Origin of the sequence: Solibacillus daqui (assembly GCF_028747805.1) — a bacterium.
GTDB classification, from domain to species: Bacteria; Bacillota; Bacilli; order Bacillales_A; family Planococcaceae; genus Solibacillus; species Solibacillus daqui.
Genome location: NZ_CP114887.1, coordinates 1,309,212 through 1,327,004, shown reverse-complemented (window position 1 = coordinate 1,327,004; position 17,793 = coordinate 1,309,212). Strand labels below are relative to the sequence as shown.

Annotated in this window: 16 protein-coding genes; 1 reads left to right on the top strand and 15 read right to left on the bottom strand. The window is 38.0% G+C overall.

What is annotated here, in order from left to right; translation table 11 throughout:
- Positions 1-11 precede the first annotated feature (11 nt).
- The 14 genes from dinG to dapB form a co-directional block, all read right to left on the bottom strand.
- Positions 12-2,795 (bottom strand): ATP-dependent DNA helicase DinG, encoded by a 2,784-nt coding sequence (gene dinG / locus O7776_RS06285; protein WP_274309742.1) that lies wholly within the window; start codon positions 2,793-2,795, stop codon positions 12-14.
- A gap of 283 nt (positions 2,796-3,078) precedes the next feature.
- Positions 3,079-4,227, bottom strand: a complete 1,149-nt coding sequence (locus O7776_RS06280; RefSeq protein ID WP_274309741.1) for a cation:proton antiporter — start codon at positions 4,225-4,227, stop codon at positions 3,079-3,081.
- Positions 4,228-4,377: 150 nt separating this feature from the next.
- A complete protein-coding gene (locus O7776_RS06275; RefSeq protein WP_274309740.1) occupies positions 4,378-4,716 on the bottom strand; it encodes a transketolase in 339 nt (112 codons plus the stop codon).
- 102 nt (positions 4,717-4,818) lie between these two features.
- Positions 4,819-6,153: a dihydrolipoyl dehydrogenase gene (gene lpdA / locus O7776_RS06270; RefSeq protein ID WP_274309739.1), complete on the bottom strand. Its 1,335-nt coding sequence runs from the start codon at positions 6,151-6,153 to the stop codon at positions 4,819-4,821.
- A 144-nt stretch (positions 6,154-6,297) separates the two neighbouring features.
- Entirely contained in the window at positions 6,298-6,663 is a 366-nt protein-coding gene (locus O7776_RS06265; RefSeq protein ID WP_274309738.1) for a DUF423 domain-containing protein, read from the bottom strand.
- A gap of 109 nt (positions 6,664-6,772) precedes the next feature.
- The gene (locus O7776_RS06260) at positions 6,773-7,360 is read right to left on the bottom strand and encodes a 3D domain-containing protein (RefSeq protein ID WP_274309737.1); all 588 of its coding nucleotides are present in this window, start codon (positions 7,358-7,360) and stop codon (positions 6,773-6,775) included.
- A gap of 345 nt (positions 7,361-7,705) precedes the next feature.
- On the bottom strand, positions 7,706-8,089 hold the full coding sequence (panD, locus tag O7776_RS06255; protein WP_241368302.1) for an aspartate 1-decarboxylase: 384 nt from the start codon (positions 8,087-8,089) through the stop codon (positions 7,706-7,708).
- Entirely contained in the window at positions 8,082-8,945 is an 864-nt protein-coding gene (gene panC, locus O7776_RS06250; protein ID WP_274309736.1) for a pantoate--beta-alanine ligase, read from the bottom strand. The genes panD and panC overlap by 8 nt, the downstream gene beginning before the upstream one ends.
- Positions 8,945-9,781: a 3-methyl-2-oxobutanoate hydroxymethyltransferase gene (panB, locus tag O7776_RS06245; RefSeq protein WP_274309735.1), complete on the bottom strand. Its 837-nt coding sequence runs from the start codon at positions 9,779-9,781 to the stop codon at positions 8,945-8,947. The genes panC and panB overlap by 1 nt, the downstream gene beginning before the upstream one ends.
- Before the next feature lie 514 nt (positions 9,782-10,295).
- Positions 10,296-11,279, bottom strand: coding sequence for a biotin--[acetyl-CoA-carboxylase] ligase (locus O7776_RS06240; protein WP_274309734.1), 984 nt, complete (start codon positions 11,277-11,279; stop codon positions 10,296-10,298).
- Positions 11,257-12,423, bottom strand: coding sequence for a CCA tRNA nucleotidyltransferase (locus O7776_RS06235; protein ID WP_274309733.1), 1,167 nt, complete (start codon positions 12,421-12,423; stop codon positions 11,257-11,259). The genes O7776_RS06240 and O7776_RS06235 overlap by 23 nt, the downstream gene beginning before the upstream one ends.
- Positions 12,392-13,555 (bottom strand): N-acetyl-alpha-D-glucosaminyl L-malate synthase BshA, encoded by a 1,164-nt coding sequence (gene bshA / locus O7776_RS06230; protein ID WP_274309732.1) that lies wholly within the window; start codon positions 13,553-13,555, stop codon positions 12,392-12,394. The genes O7776_RS06235 and bshA overlap by 32 nt, the downstream gene beginning before the upstream one ends.
- A 184-nt stretch (positions 13,556-13,739) precedes the next feature.
- On the bottom strand, positions 13,740-14,144 hold the full coding sequence (mgsA, locus tag O7776_RS06225) for a methylglyoxal synthase (RefSeq protein ID WP_241368296.1): 405 nt from the start codon (positions 14,142-14,144) through the stop codon (positions 13,740-13,742).
- 16 nt (positions 14,145-14,160) lie between these two features.
- Entirely contained in the window at positions 14,161-14,958 is a 798-nt protein-coding gene (gene dapB / locus O7776_RS06220) for a 4-hydroxy-tetrahydrodipicolinate reductase (protein WP_274309731.1), read from the bottom strand.
- 361 nt (positions 14,959-15,319) lie between these two features.
- Here dapB and O7776_RS06215 point away from each other — a divergent pair, with 361 nt between their 5' ends.
- Entirely contained in the window at positions 15,320-16,186 is an 867-nt protein-coding gene (locus O7776_RS06215; RefSeq protein WP_274309730.1) for a YitT family protein, read from the top strand.
- Between the two features lie 283 nt (positions 16,187-16,469).
- Here the strand turns inward: O7776_RS06215 and rpoN are convergent, their stop codons facing one another.
- Positions 16,470-17,792 carry an RNA polymerase factor sigma-54 gene (gene rpoN, locus O7776_RS06210; protein ID WP_274309729.1) on the bottom strand — a complete coding sequence of 441 codons (1,323 nt, stop codon included), beginning with the start codon at positions 17,790-17,792 and terminating at the stop codon, positions 16,470-16,472.
- Position 17,793 lies beyond the last annotated feature (1 nt).

Sequence of the window (17,793 nt, the reverse complement as noted above, 5' to 3'; positions counted from 1 at the left end):
GCTTTCCTTCCTCATCGTTTTTCATTATACCAATTTCCAAGCTGTTGTACCATACTGTGAAGAGGCAGTTTTTGTATTGATATTGGCGGTAATGCCTCGATAAACTCTTGTCCGTAAGATTTCGTTTCTATTCGGCGATCTAAAACGATAAACGCCCCCCTGTCATGACTTGAACGAATTAATCGACCAAAACCTTGTTTAAAGCGAAGAACAGCTTCTGGCAATGCCAGTTCTGTAAATGCATTTACTCCTTGTTTTTGTAAATGCTCAGCGCGCGCTTTAAATGATGGCTCTTCTGGTGCAGAAAATGGCAGACGCACAACAATGACCGTTGCTAACCCGTCTCCGGGCACATCCACTCCTTCCCAGAAACTATTCGTACCAAATAACACCGAATGATTGAACTTCTGGAATGATTTTAACAAGCGCATACGACTACCTGCAGTAACTCCTTGCGCAAACAGCATATAGTCACTTAGCAATTCACTTTCATGAATTAAATCCACTGTTTGACGTAGCATCTCTTGTGAAGTAAATAATACAAACGAACGTCCTTCTGTCATTCGCACCGCATTTGTAATCGCATGTGCCACTTCTTCGATATAATCCGATTGTGATACGGTCTGAATATCGGGCATATCGTCAACAATATAGACATTCGCCCCGTCATAGTAGCTCGGGTCAGCATGTAATTTTTCAATTTGTATAGACGCGTCAATGCCCAATTGGTTCGTGATGAAGCGTTCATTATTCGGTACTGTTAATGTTCCTGATGTCCAAATGACCGCGCTTTGCTCCCGAATTGGTGCAAATAGTTTATGAATCATATCCGTTACATCCACAGGCTTTTTATAAAGCTGAATACTGCCGGGTAAGCTACGTTTATCAAGTTCAATCCAGCATGAAAAATTGTCTTCTTGACGTAAAAAAACATCATCCCACTCGGACAATTTAATCTTAAATTCATCCATCCAATATTGCCATTGCTCAAGTAAATATTGATGCTCTGGTGCAAGCTCATTTACATCCGTCATAAACTGCATATGAAGTGATTTTGCACCGTCCAACCATTGCTGAACAAGTGATGCCACTTTTTCAAAGGGTGCTTGCGGTAGTTCTAATTCGTTTAAAAACAGCGAGATTTTTTGCTGCTTAAGTGCATTTTTCGGATGCTTTTTCACCGTATTAAATAATATGGTAATTGCTTCATCAAAGCTTTGCACCATTTGTACAAAACGTTTTTCTAATTGTTGCAATGTTTGCTGATTTGAGACATGCTTTTTAAATGCCATTTTGCTTAATTTATAGTACAATGCTTCATCTTCGTAGGTACCTATTTGACCGAATAAATATTTCCAATTCATATATGAAAAGATTTTTTCGTCTTGATTAATCGAAGCCTGTATAAATTGATGCGCTTCATCGATAATCCAGCCACCGAATTCATTAAAAATTTGGTCATGGCGCACTAAATCACTTAGTAACATCGCATGGTTTGTTATAATAATGTCCGCTTGTTTACTTGTTTGTATTGCACGCGAATAAAAATCATAGAGCGGCATTGTCGTTTTTGGTAATGCCGTTTTGCGAATTTTATCGAGCAGTAATTGCCCACCGCCTGAGACATTTAATTCGTTTAAATCCCCTGTTTTGGTTTTGGCTAGCCAAATTAATGTTTGTAGTAATGTAAACGTTTCATCATAAGAATCGTCTAGGGACTTTAATTGCTTTTCAAACTTTTCTACATCCACATAGTGATTCATGCCCTTTAGTAGCGCAACTTTAATTGGTTGACCAAGTATCTGTTCAATGACAGGGATTTCATTTTGCAAAAGTTGGTCAAGTAAGTGTGATGTATACGTACTAATTCCAACTTTTTGGTTTGTTTGTTTCGCATAAAAAATAGAAGGGATTAAATAGCCCATCGTTTTACCGATACCTGTTGATGCTTCAATAACATGTTCTTGTTTAGCCACAAGCTTTTCATAAATACGGTCCATCATGACAAATTGCTGTGGGCGCAGTTCAAAATTCGGAATCGCCTTTTTCAATAATGCCAATTTTTCTTCTACTGTTTGGGGATACGGTTGTAGTTGTTCATAGCCTTTTGGTATTGGTGCCATTTTCCGAATCGCAATTTTATTGAAAAAAACATGCTCACGGTCATCTGAAACTTTTGAACGCTTCATGACAAGTGCATCAAAAAATAACTGCGCTAAATTGGAACGTAAACGGAATGAACGCTTGTGTAGCTGTTCTAATGTTACTAAAGGTAGTGTTAGCAACTCTTCCCAGCAACGCTTTAGTAAAAACGCCGTCGCAAGCGCATCTTCATCAGCACGGTGCGCACTTTCAAGTGGAATGTTCAAATCGCTCGCCAAATCCCCTAATTTATAGCTTAATGACATCGGGAATAATATTTTTGCCAGCTCGACCGTATCCATTTTTTTACCATGCCATTTCGGTTGGCCTGCACGTGTAAACTCTGCCTGTAAAAACGCCAAATCAAAATCGGTATTATGTGCGACAAATACGGTATCCTGTAACAGTTCATAAATCGTGTCGGCATATGCTTCAAACGGCAGTGCATCTTTGACATCATCGTCAGTAATATTCGTCAAATCCTGAATAAACAACGGAATCGGCTTCCCTGGATGAATAAATTTCGTATAAGTTTTCACTACTTGCCAATGTTGCATAATGACAATCGCAATTTGAATCATACGGTCACCATTTGCTGGGGAATGACCAGTCGTTTCGATATCGACAATGGCATATTTTTGACTTTCATTCATAATCATTCAACTCACAGTTCAAGTAATATAACGGCATTTTAACACAATAAGTTAGGTAAGGTCATGTAAATACAAAAAAACCTAGTACTGCAATAACGCAAGCACTAGGTTAGTTATCATATGTAAGGTGTGCAGGGGCTCATCTCCCTGCACAAACAAAAGTCTCCCAGCAAGTCCGTGCTGTTTAGGTGGAGCTTTTGTATGTGAAGACTAAATCTTCACCGAGGTTTTGGCACCTGTTTAATAGAATAATCGATTTGTACGCAATTAGCAAGTACAAATTTTAAGAATGATAGTGCTCGCGTGTTCCGAAAATTCCTTTTAACATTGGCGGTGTCACAAGTGTTGTAACAATAATAACGATAACCATTGGTGTATAGTCTTCTGCAGGTAGTAACCCACTTGATAGACCCATACCGGCTAAAATTAATGCAACCTCACCACGTGAAATCATCCCCGCACCGATTCCAGTTGATGATTTCCAGCTGAAACCTGCTAGTTTTGCACCTAAACCCGAACCAATTAGTTTAGATAAAATCGCTACAATTGAAAACACAACTAAGAACCAAATATTTTCCGTAATGCCATCAAACGTTACAGATAATCCAATACTAACAAAGAAGAACGGTACGAACATACTACTCGCAATCGGTTCTACCTTATGTTCAATTGTTTCTTTAAACTCAGTACGACCAATAGCAATCCCCATAAAGAACGCACCAATAATTGCTGCAATACCGAAATAATGTTCACCAATGTACGCAAGTGCAAAACATGCTATGAGCGCACCACTTAGTAAAGACTCTGTTACTTTTAAACGGCTAAATGCCTTCAAGAATGGAGGAATTACGTACTTTGCCACAACGAATAATAAGACAAAGAAGAATACTTTCCCACCGATTAATGTTGGGATCGATACATCATCCCCTACTAAGAAACTCATCGCAATTGCAATCAGTACAACGACGATAATATCATCAAGTACCGCCGCACCAAGTAATACTGAACCCTCTCTACTTTTTAACCAGCCAATTTCATTTAAAGTTTGAACAGAAATACTAACTGACGTTGCTGCAAGAGTTAAACCAATGAAAATAGCTTGACCTTGCGTTAGTCCAAATGACAATGCTAATGGATAGCTCAATGCAATTGGTAAAATTACACCACCTACTGCTACAAATACTGCGCCTTTCATATTTGCATTTAAATCCTCTAAATCGGTTTCTAAACCGGCTAAAAACATCAGTAAAATAACACCAATCTGACTAAACGTTTGTATTACTTCGCTATCAGTAATCCAACCTAGCATTGCCGGACCTATAATAATCCCGATTAAGATTTTCCCTAGTACAGAAGGTTGACCAAGTCGAACCGAAAAATGTCCGGCTATTTTTGTCGCTAATAAAACAATAACAATTTGAAAAATAAACATTTGGTGTCTCCTTTCTTTATACACTAAAAAAGGCATAGCTGTAGCCAGATTGACTGTCTCCACCATGCCTTGCTCTCGTATTCGAATATATTTATTTTAACGAAATAGAATCTAACATGCAATAATTTTCTATCATTTTCTGAAAATTTATTAAAAGGAACCAGGCAAAATCTCACGTTGATAATGCACATTCTTACGTAACCAAACATTTAATATTTGGCGATGTGTTAAAAGCTTACCGCGCGAAGTATGACGACGCTGTGCTTCTTGCAAACTTTCTAGTAAAATACGAGTCTCCGTTAAGCAGCTTTCGGGATCTACAATTACCTTTAAAGTCGGGCTTATGAAATCATGCTTTTGTAACTGAGCTAGTATTTTGGCAAACTCTTGACCCATTGCAATATAATTTTCTTCAATCTTTAAATCGATACAAGTAAAAAGTGCTTGCTCCACTTCTTTTTCAATAATTCCTATTATTTCTTGTTCCATCGGTGCACCTCATATAGTCTTTTGTATCATCATTATAGCGAATAACTAATTGGCTATAAAGAAAAGCATGTTCAAATATTATGAACATGCTCTAACTATCTATTATGCGTGAATCGCTTTACCAAATACTGAACGTGCTGCATCTCCAACATGTTCACTTACAGTTGGATGTGGGAATATTAAACGTGCCAAATCTTTGACTGATCCCCCTAATACTTTAGCCGTTAGCATGGAGTTAATCATTTCCGTTGCACCATCACCAACAACACATGCACCATAAATATCCCCTTCAGGACTTGCCACAAACTTCATAAAGCCTTGTATATTGCCCTCAAGTAACGCTTTCGGGTTTGTTGGTAAATACATTTTTGTTACGATTGAATCAGACGGTGCTTCGTGTTCAAGCATTCCGAATGTGGCGATTTCTGGATGCGTATACACACATCGTGGAATTTCTTGCTGATTGATCACCTTTGGATGCTTCCCTAAAATGAAATCTACCGCATGTATTCCTTCTGCACTAGCAGAGTGAGCAAGTTGGAAACCACCGACTAAATCACCAATCGCAAAAATGCCTGGGATACTTGTTTCATAATGATTATTCACCTTGATCAAACGACCATCCATATCCATTTCAAGCGCGTCAGCAATTTGTGTATTGGGACGTCTGCCTGTTACGAACAATAAATTCTCAAACGGGAAATTACCAATCGACGTTTGAATATAATCTGCGTGAATCTCCTCAAATGTGAATTCTGTAATGAGTTCGATGCCTAATTGTTTCATTTTCTCTTTGATAATTGGGCGTGCATCTGGCTCTTCCGTTTGTAAAATATCTTGACTATGATTTAATACTGTCACCTTTGTTCCCATTGGTGCTAAAGCAAAGGCCATCTCAATTGCAATTACCCCACCACCGATAATCGTTAATTGCTTTGGTAGCTCTTGAATACTAAAGAACGTATCCGTAGTATGGTAATTTGCTGTTTCAATCCCTTTAAATGGGGGTACAAACGGTGTACTACCTGTGGCTAAAATCACTTTGTCGGCTGAAAATGATTCATTCCCTACAATGACTTTACGCTCAGCTGTGACCGCTGCTTCCCCTCGATACATTGTAATTTGTGCGTTTTCAATAAATGTTTCAATATTCGTTAACAACTCTTCGACCACTTTATCTTTTCGCTTCATTAACTTTGAAAAATCAATATTAATTGTCGGTACCGTAACGCCCCAATCTGTACCACGTCGAATTTCTTGCACTAATTTACTATGTTCTAGCATAATTTTAGATGGGATGCACCCTACGTTATAACAAGCACCCCCTACTTTATCGCGTTCTACTAGCGCGACCCTCAAACCACTTTTTGCTGCATGAATTGCTGCTACATAACCACCTGGACCAGCACCAATTACAGCCAAATCAAAGTTTTCCATTTTTTCCACCTCATTTTTCACATTAACACCACAATATTTGGAATGCAACCGAACTTGAATTTTTTACATGTGTAAAGTAGATTTCATGTGAATCTTTACATATGTATAAACTAAAACAAAGTAGACTATTTGGAACAACATTAGCTACAGAACACCTACAGCAACACAAATCCATCCAGCAATAAAGCAGACCCCACCAATTGGCGTAATGGCACCGAGCTTTCGAATTCCAGTAACTGAAAGTACATATAGACTACCCGAAAACAGTACAATACCAGCCAACATTAAATAGGCCGCTACTTCTAAAATTTGTAATTCCCCTACTACACGCATCACTAATCCAACACTTAGGATTGCTAGGCTATGGTACATCTGATAACGTACACCTGTTTCAAATGTTTGCTCATAGCGTTCCTCCGCAAATTTGCCTTTTAACGCATGCGCGGCAAATGCACCGATTGCTACTGTTAACGCACCTAAAACTGCACCCACTGCTAAAATAATTTCCATAAAACTCTTCCTTTCATACATAAATATCTATTTTATTATCACTTACATTATTTATAAATAAAAGAAAAAACGCAAAAACCCGTTATCTAAATGGTTTTTGCGCTTTTAATTATTTTAGAATTTTGATTTCTACTTTTTTACGTCCCCAGCTATACGCTTCTTTTTTTGTTTTCATAAAGACATCAATTTTCCCGCCTTTAATTGAACCACCCGTATCTCCAGCTATGGCAATCCCGTACCCCTTCACCCATACTTTTGTTCCAAGTGGAATCATATCTGGGTCAACCGCAATTAGTTTAATATCAGGGTTTTTGTGTAAATCAATACCATATGCTGTTTTTCCAGAACAGCCATTACAACTTGCCGTAAAGGCACTTGCCTCTACTGTTAAAGTTTTAACAACCTCATAATCATCTATTGTTTCTATCTTTTCTACTGACTTTTTCGGCTGCTCTTTTGGCGTTTCTTTTGGTTTTTCCTCAGGTAATATTAATACTAAGTGCTCTACGATATCATTTGCATTTTGTAATCGATTTAATTCTAATAATTCTTGGACAGTAGTATCATAACGCTTTGCAATTTCTTCTATTTTATCTCCGGCTTTTACTGTATATGTGGCTGCATTAGTAGTATTTACAAATAAAATTGAACTGAACAAGACTAGAGACAGGCTTAAAATTAATTTATGCTTAAACATTATAGCCATTTCCTCCTGTTACATTTAAAATATTTGTTATTTATCAACTACCATTAGTTTACACATTAAATATTTCAAAGATATTACAGGTGTATAATATAATTATTACAAAATGAAACAACACAACCTTTTTTTGTAACAAAAAAGGAATGTCCCAGAAGTAATTCTGGGACATTCCCTTTGCGCCGAGGATGGAGGCCAATACGATGTTGGTCATGAATGCGTTGTCACAGGACGTGACGCTTTTAGCATTCGTTCCTCATTCTGACCACTGCAGAAGCACCGCCTACAGCGGATTATTAATATACGAGCCGAGCACTGTCCAAAAAGGAGACCCTTTTTTTCTTACATTACTGTTGCTTCTGGCTCGTAACTAATCATTTCTTTAATTGTGTTGTTTTCGCCCATAATCGCAACAGTTGGCTTATGGTTATCTACTTCTTTGTTGTCTACATAAACGTACGAAATAATAATGACAACATCACCCTTTTGTACAAGGCGAGCTGCTGCGCCGTTTACACAAATCACACCAGATCCACGCTCACCTGCAATAATATACGTTTCAAAACGTGCACCATTATTATTATTCACAATATGCACCTTTTCATTTGCTAACATCCCTACCGCATCTAAAATATCTTGGTCGATTGTAATTGAGCCAACATAATTTAAATCTGCCTGCGTCACTTGTGCGCGGTGAATTTTACTATTCATCATCATTCTAAACATGTGCGATTGCCCCTTTTAACGAAAAGATTTCATTATCTATTAAACGTGTTTTTCCAATATACACAGCAACGGCTAACAGGATTTGCTCCGTTTCCGCAGTCACTTCTGTTAAATCTGGATAAGCTAAAATTGATAAATAATCAATTTTGCCGTCCGTATTATATTCAATTAGCTTTGTTGCTAATGCGAGCGCATTTTCAACTTCATGTGTTTCTTGCAATTCACGTTTTGCAAGCTGTAGTGCTTGTTGAATAGCAGGTGCTTGCGAGCGGTCTATCGGCGTTAAATAGACATTACGACTTGATTTTGCTAAGCCATCTTCTTCTCGTACAATGGGTACAATTCTCAATCCAATTGGAAAATTATAATCACGTACCATTGTTTGAATAATCGCCACTTGCTGCGCATCCTTTTGACCAAAATATGCCCGATCTGGATGAACTAAATTAAATAGTTTAGCAACGACTTGAAGCACACCATCAAAATGTCCTGGACGACTGGCACCACATAGTAATTCAGCTTGACGACCAGCTCGAATTCGTATGCCACCATCTTGAGGGTACATTTCTTCAACTGAAGGCGCGAAAATAATATCAACACCAACTGATTCTGCTAACTTCGTATCACGCGCTAAATCACGTGGATACAACTCAAAATCTTCATTCGGACCAAATTGAGTTGGATTGACGAAAATGCTCATAACCACTAAGTCATTTTCTTGTCTAGCATTCGTTGCTAATGTTAAATGTCCCTCATGTAAATAGCCCATTGTCGGGACTAATCCGATTGTTTGCTGTTGTTTTTTTGCATGAAGAACAATTTCTCGTAATTGTGCAATTGTTGTAACTACATTCATTACTTTACGCCTCCATACAGCTCATTTAACTCTTCTTCTTTCATTGTAAAGCTATGTGCTAATGTTGGGAATGTACCAGCCTTCACTGCATCCGTATAGCCTTTAATACCGCGTTCAATTTCATCGCCAACCTGAGCAAAGCTGTGCACAAATTTTGGCATATGATGTTTGCCAAATTGCAATAAATCATGGAATACAAGCACTTGACCGTCTGCTTCTGGCCCTGCACCAATACCAACTGTAGGAATCGTTAACTTTTCGGATACTACCGCAGTTAATTGATGTGGTATGCATTCTAAGACAATCGCACATGCCCCTGCTTGCTCAACTTCTAAGGCGTCTTGAATTAACTGTTCTGCTTGTTCAGCTGTTTTCCCCTGTACTTTATAACCACCTAGCACTCCTGCTGATTGTGGCAATAATCCTAAATGCGCAACTACCGGAATACCTGCATCCGTTAATTTTTTAATAACTGGTACAATATCGCCTGCACCTTCCACTTTTACTGCGTTTGCATTAGTTTCTTGCATCATACGCACCGCCGTTTTCAATGTGTCATTTACATCTCCGTGATACGACCCAAATGGCATATCTACAACGATAAACGTCTGTGGTGCGCCGCGACGAACTGCTTTACTATGATGAATCATGTCATCCACCGTCACGCGCATCGTCGATTCATAACCAAGGACAACCATCCCCAAAGAATCGCCCACTAAAATCATATCCACTCCAGCATCTTCAGCAAATCTTGCTCCTGGATAATCATAAGCCGTCACCATGACGATTTTTTCTCGCTGCTGCTTCATCGTTAAAAACTGAGCTGTCGTTTTCATTTTGTCCTCCTTCATTTTGAGGAAGAAAACAAAAAAGCTCTCCCATCTTAAATTAGACAGAAGAGCCCTATTGCGTAAATTAAACAATTAGGTTTTTTTCATGCGTCAAAAAACAAATGTTGCAGCAATTGCAACAAAATGATTTTTTTAGAATAGTAGTTGCCTACTAAACAAGTTATTTAACGCGTGTTTTCTTCCGTCCCTGTCACTATGGATCAAGGCAGATTTTTTATAGTAGTATAATAATTACTTTGCTAGGTACAGTTCTAGCTAACTAGATACTGTCCTAGAACCACTATATCAATTTTAGAAGAAAACGTACAGAGGAATAAATTACACTTCGCTAACTTTTGTCCAGATGTATTTCGAGCTGACTTGAAATAAATCTGTGAAATCCGCCGGCGGCAATAAATTGATTCAGCCGGGATTTGAATCCCCGTGAATAAAAGACATAGTAGAGAACTTCTTTACCTATCACTTTGCTTATAGTACAAAAAGAAACTGCTGAAGCAAGTTAAATTAATTCAATATCAGCTGAATAAACACCCTTTACGACACCATTAGCCTGACGAATCTCAAGTACACCTGAATCGGTAATGGCGATTGCTTCACCTTCTACAACTTCACGTAACGTTGTCGCACGCACTTGGCTTCCAATAGTACAAGAAGATTCTTCCCATAGCTTTTTGATTAACGTAAAGCCATTTTTCACATACTGATCACTATATTGCTCTAAATAATTGAGTACCTGTGCAACTAAATGTACACGATCTATTGATTCTTTTCCTTCAATAGCTAAAGAAGTCGCGATGTCGTGCAATTCTTCTGGAAAATCCTCAAGCTGCTGATTAACGTTAATCCCAATTCCGATTAAAAGTGCTTGTATACGATTTTCTTCAGCAATCATTTCAGTTAAAATACCTGTCGTTTTTTTACCATTTACTAAAATATCATTGGGCCATTTTATTTGTGGTGTGAAGTTTTTAAACATCGTCTTCATGGCATTCACAATTGCAACAGCTGTTACAAGCGTAAATTGCGGTGCTTGATGCGGTGCGATTTCTGGTCGAATAATAATCGTCATCCAGATACCCTTTCCCTGAGACGACTCCCATTCACGCATCATTCGACCACGGCCAGCAGATTGATGCTCTGCAATGACAAGTGTCCCGTCTGGCGCTCCTTGACGTACTAGGTCATGTGCAACAAACTGCGTAGATTCGACGCTATCAAAATAATGCACCTGTTGACCATAGCGTTCCGTCGTTAAAAGCTGCTTTAACTGACCGAAATCCACTTTATCCGGCACTGCCACTAACTGATAGCCACGCTTTTTTATTGTTTCAAATGTGTAGCCTTCCTGCTGCAAACTTTGCATATGCTTCCAAATGGCTGTCCGTGATACTTGAAATTCATCAGCCAGTTGCTGACCTGATATCGGCTCACCATTTGCCTGTAAAAATCGCTGCAAAATTTCATCCTTCAACGTTAGTTGCATGAAACCATTCCTTTAACTTTTGTTTGTCGTTTACTACGTCACCATTTACTACGGCTCGTAATGAAGTGTCTAACATTTCCTTAATCCATGGACCGCGTTTTTTATGCGACCAAGCCATCACATCTTGCCCAGTAATTGCTAGCTCTTTCGCAGACTGAATTGGCAATGTTAATTTTTGTTGTTGTAATTGCTCCCATGAAACATTAATAGTTTGCTGTTGCCACTGTGTAAATTGATACGCTGTGCGCAAAATATCTACATCAAAATACAATAACTCAATTTTTTCGATGCCTTTTAAAAGACAATCATATGCTTCAAGTACCTGCTTAGCAAACTGTTTATCCTTATTCGAGCATCGGTATTGTGTTAATAGCGCTAATTCGTTATTCACTAAACAAAAATACGTCCAGCCGACCTGGCGATTCTCTGACTGGAAATATTGCCAAGCCTTAGAGTCAAATTCACCATTTAAATGCTTAGCAAGATTAGATTCTTGCATATAATGGATCCCTTGCGTTGGAAATTGTGATGTAAAGATTTTTGATAATTCGACTTGAATACGCTCCATCGCGATTAACTCAATCGATGCTGCCTGTTTTTGAATCGCTGCAAATGTCTGATCGTCAATCTTAAAATTTAATTGCGCTGCAAAACGAACGGCTCGAAGCATGCGTAACGCATCTTCCTTAAACCGTTCCTCAGCATTCCCAACTGCGCAAATTAACTGCTCGTCAATATGCTTGCAACCATCGAAAAGATCAATAAAATCACCTGATTGACTTAGCGCCATTGCATTCATCGTAAAATCCCGACGCTTCAAATCCTCGGCTAAATTTCGGACAAAATGCACTGCATCCGGTCTACGATGGTCGGTGTAAGTTGATTCTGTACGATACGTCGTCACTTCAATTGGCTCGTTTTGATGTAATACAAGCACTGTTCCATGCTCGATCCCAACATCAATTGTATGTGGAAAAATTGCCTGTATTTCTTGTGGTAACGCGCTTGTTGCAATATCAATGTCATTATTTTCTTTCGTCAAATAATAATCTCGTACCGCGCCACCAACGATAAATGCTTCAAAACCGGCGTGTTCAATCTGATTAATTACGTCAATTGCGATTTGCCATTGTTTCGGAATCATTTTTCTTTGCGACCACTCTTTCATATAGATCTTCGTATTGCTTAATGATTTTGTGCTGATGGAAATGTTCGGATACAGCATGAAGTGCAGCTTGACGGAATGCAGAATGCTGTTGTTCATCTTGTAACAGTTGCACTGCATAATCCGCTACTGCCTGAGTATCCCCTAGCTCTACAATGTAACCATTGACACCATGCTCAATAACTTCAGGTATACCACCAATTGCCGTACCAATTCCTGGCACACCGCAAGCCATTGCTTCTAGTAATACAAGTCCAAAAGATTCTTTTTCAGATAAGAGTAACTTTAAATCACTAATCGTATAAAGCTCTGTTATATTTTCTTGTTTCCCTAAAAACAGTACATCTTTTTTATATGCCGAAGCTTTTACTTGTTCCATGACACGATGTTTTTCAGGACCATCGCCTACAAGTAATAGTTTCGCTGGCATTCGAGTTCGAATTTTCATAAAAGATTCGATGATATCAGGTAAATTTTTAATTTTGCGGAAGTTTGAAACGTGGATAATGACTTTTTCATCGTCCTCTATGCCAAACTGCTGCTTTAAATTCCCTGGATCTCCTGGTTTAAAGACTTGTTCATCAACAAAGTTATAAATTGTGTCAATAGGAGCATTTGTGTCAATTAAATCATAGGTTTGTTGTTTTAAAGCTTCTGAAACAGCCGTTACAGCATCAGAACGATCAATACCGTATTTAATGGCCTGTGCTAATGTTGAATCTTCGCCAAGGACTGAAATATCTGTACCATGAAGCGTTGTAACAATACCGAAGTCTCGTCCGCTCATATCACGTGCTAAAACCGCACACACTGCATGTGGTATCGCATAATGCACATGTAAAATATCTAAATGTTCTTCTTTAATCACGTCCGCCATCTTACTTGCAAGTGCAATATCGTATGGTGGATATTGAAATACCGAATAATTATTCACTTCAACTTCGTGGAAAAAGACGTTTGGATAAATTTTGTTTAATCGAAATGGTACGCTCGATGTGATGAAATGAATTTCATGACCACGCTCTGCTAACATTTTCCCTAGCTCTGTTGCAATTACACCAGAGCCCCCTACAGTTGGGTAACATGTAATACCAATTTTTAATTTTTTCATTCGTCTCACCAACCCTTCAAAAGTACGTATCCTTCTCATGTTAGAAGTAACGCCTCTGGTATTTGTTGCAAATTTTATTAGGAACTTCGAGTTTTTATAAGAAAAGCGCTAATTTGAAAAAATTTATAATTTCTTATACTTCAAAATAAATCTGAATGAAATAAAAGTAAGCGTCATTGATTCTTTATTGTCTACGTTCTCCTAAAGTGCGCCAATCGACAAAGCCTTCTTTTAATCCTTTTAATAGGATTTCAGCTGTCCCCATATTTGTCGCTAAAGGAATATGATACAGGTCACATAATCGCACTAATGCCATAACGTCCGGCTCATGAGGTTGTGCCGTTAATGGATCGCGGAAGAAAAATACCATATCCATATCATTATTAGCAATCATTGCGCCAATTTGTTGATCTCCGCCAAGAGGGCCAGAGCGAAATTTGGTAATCGGTAAACCTGTTTCAGCTTCAATCATTGTTCCTGTGGTACCTGTTGCATATAAGTCATGCTCTGCTAAAATCGCTTGGTAAGCAATTGCAAATTGAATTAAATTATCTTTTTTACGATCATGTGCAATTAATGCAATCTTCATATATGTCATCTCGTTTCTAAATAATATTCTCTAGCCCGTAAATTAGCGATTCACGTTTCATCACTTCTTCTACACAAAACGCGATGCCCCCCATAAAGCTACCACGATTATATGAGTCATGACGAATCGTTAATAATTCACCTGTTCCTCCAAATAATACTTGTTGATGCGCTACTAAACCGGGCAGACGCACTGAATGAATGCGCATCCCTTCGTATTCAGCACCACGCGCACCAGTATGTGTTTCTTGTTCATCTGGATGACCTTGTTGTTTTGCATTGCGCACTTCACTAATCATTTGCGCTGTTTTAATGCCTGTTCCTGACGGAGCATCTAACTTTTGATCATGATGCATTTCGATAATTTCAACATCTGGGAAGTATTTAGAAGCCTCTTTTGCAAATTTCATCATTAATATCGCACCAATTGCGAAGTTCGGTGCAATGATACAACCAATTTTCTTATCTTTCGCTAAATCTTGCAACTCTTGTAATTGTTCGTCGGTAAAGCCTGTCGTTCCAACTACTGGTCGTATATTATGTAATAATGCTTCCTTCGTACGTTCATACACAAAATGTGGGTTTGTTAAATCTACGAAAACATCCGGCTTCGTTTCAGCTACTAATCGTGCAAAATCTGTATAAACTGGGACTTCATAAGTTGTCGGGAATTGTTCCAACTCAGCTAATGTTGTTCCTATTTCTTTATAATCTAGTACCGCTACTAACTCCATTGCCTCATGCTTCATTACAGTATGTACGGCCTCGGTTCCCATTTTTCCACGCGCACCAGCAATTGCTACTTTAATTGACATTACAAAAACTCCCTTTTCCTATACATGATTATTAATAATATGATGAATAATTAAAAAAGACATATTCTATGCGAAATGCTGTTTTTTCTAATTTGGATTTCAATGAAAAATTAATACTTTCCTATTCACTCAAAATAAATACCCTTCCTTATTATGCAATGGTTGTTGTCAAAAGTACAAAAATCTAACATAATAAGGTGAATCTTCATCCAATCGGTTTTTTCGGGTAATCACTTACTTGTTACATTGTCTTGTTTCATTTCACACATTTCCATTACTTTCCTGCCCAATTTACGGGACAAACGATGTAACTTTTTCAGCTTTCTAAACAAAATTTTAATCGTATCTTAGGAGGATGACAATGCAGGGCATCAAAATTAAAAACATCATCGGTATCCTCATTGGAACTGCCATCTTTAGCTTTGGTTTTGTGCATTTTAATATGCAAAACCAACTTGGTGAGGGCGGTTTTAGTGGCATTACACTTATTTTATATTTTACACTAAATTGGGACCCAGCATTACTGAATTTGTTATTAAATATACCGATGTTTATTATTGGCTGGCGCTTACTTGGGAAGAAAACGTTCATTTACACGCTTATCGGCACATTTGGTGTTTCTGTTTTCTTAAAAATATTCCACGTGTATGAATTCAAAATGAACCTACAAGAGGATTTATTCCTCGTTTCCTTATTTGCAGGTGTATTCGTTGGGGTTGGTTTAGGGATTGTATTCCGCTTCGGTGGGACAACGGGTGGAGTTGATATCGTCGCCCGCCTAGCAAATAAATATTTAGGTTGGAGCATTGGTAAAACGATGTTTGGCTTTGATTTTGTCGTTATTATTTTATCATGGGCAACATTTTTGGATGCCCGCTCGATGATGTATACATTAGTTGCTGTTTATGTAGGGGGGCGCGTAATTGATTTCGTTCAAGAAGGAGCCAATTCAGCAAAAGGGACATTCATCATTTCTCCAAAATCAAATGAAATTGCCGATTTAATTTCTAAACAGATGGAACGAGGAGTAACAATATTCGATGGTCATGGTCACTTTACAAAAGAGCACCGAGATGTATTGTATTGTGTCGTTGCACGAAATGAGCTTGTACGTTTAAAAAATATTATTTACGGCATTGACCCTCACGCTTTTGTAACCATTATGGATGTACGAGATGTTTCAGGTGAAGGCTTTACATTAGATGACAAAAAACAACCGATTCATTAAAAGAGAGCACTGAAAAAGTCGATTCATACTACTATTTTTAGTATGAATCGACTTTTTTAATAAAATTCCAAAATCATTGTTGATGATTATTAAAAACCAGCTTTTGCATTATTCCATTATCGATTCTGGTAGTTGTGCCTCTTTTGATTTTTTTCGATTAAAGTAGCCGAGAATCATCCCTAAAAAAGCAGGAACTACCCAAGCAAAGCCAACAGTTCACAACTAGTACATTATCGTAATCTGATAGCTGCCCAAATTCTCGAATCGGTGAAAACAAGCTGCTTCATCCTTTCATATCGGAAATACGTCTTTTGGAAGAGGGCGGAATGCATAAATGCTCACGATATTTTGCAACCGTTCTTCTCGCAATAAAAATCCCTTCATCAGCTAAAAGCTGAACTATTCGCTGATCGGAATACGGATTGACTTTATCCTCCTCATCAATTGTCTTTTTTATTTGCAATTGAATGAATTGAATATCTTGATTAATTCCTTGCTCATTTAATAATCCACGAATGAAAAATTGCTTTAATAAAAACATACCATGAGGCGTTTGGATGTATTTTTTATTAATCGTTCGACTAATGGTTGATTCATGAAAACCTGTTTTTTCAGCAATTTCTTTCAAACGGAGTGGCTGCAATCCCTTTTTCCCTTCCCGTAGAAAATGTGGTTGCGCACTCATAATTTCTTGAGTCACTTTATACAAAGTAAGATGCCTTTGTTCAATTCCCTTTTTTAAGAGTAAGATTTCAGAAATTTTCCCTTTCATAAATTGAGCTACTTCTTCGTTTTCCTTCATTAGCTCATCATAAGCTGAACTAATTGAAATTTCAGGCAAAAAATTGTCATTTACTTGTAGCACACCTACACCATCTACAATTTCTAATACGATATCAGGAAAAATATATTGTGGTTGCTCTGTTTGCACCTCAAAAACTGGACGCGGATTTAACGTTTGAATAAACTGTAAAACCTGTTCGATTTCGGTTTCACTACAGGAAAAAATAGTCGCAAGCTCTGTAAATTTACGCGATGCTAGCTCGTCTAAATGCTGTAAAATAATTTCTTCCGTATAGGCCGGTACTTGTTTTTCTTCACGCAGCTGTAACGCCAAACATTCCGCCAATGACCTCGCAGCTATTCCAGCTGGCTCAAAGCTTTGTAGAATTTTCAAAACATCTAGTACTTCTTCTAAAGTAAGCGCAAATTGCACCGCTGCATCTTCTATATCACACATTAAATAACCTGAATCATTTAAATTGCGGATAAAGAATATTAATACCTCTCGTTCGGTAGCTGTACATGTTTTGACCCCTGCAACTTGCTCTAATAAAAAACGCTCCATTGTTTGAAGCGTTGTCGCCTTCTCATACAAATCGGATTGTGTACTATTTGTATCATTGTGCATTTTCGCCATTTCTACACAATACGATTCTAAACGAGCAGTCGACACGTCCATCAGTGGATTTGCTTCTGCTTGCTGTTGAATATGTGTAATCAAATCTGATACTGTGTACGATAATATATCAAGCGATTGTCGAAGCGAAGGTGTAATCGCTAACTTCAATTGCAAAGCTTGCTGCTGATGCATCGAATACTCCATA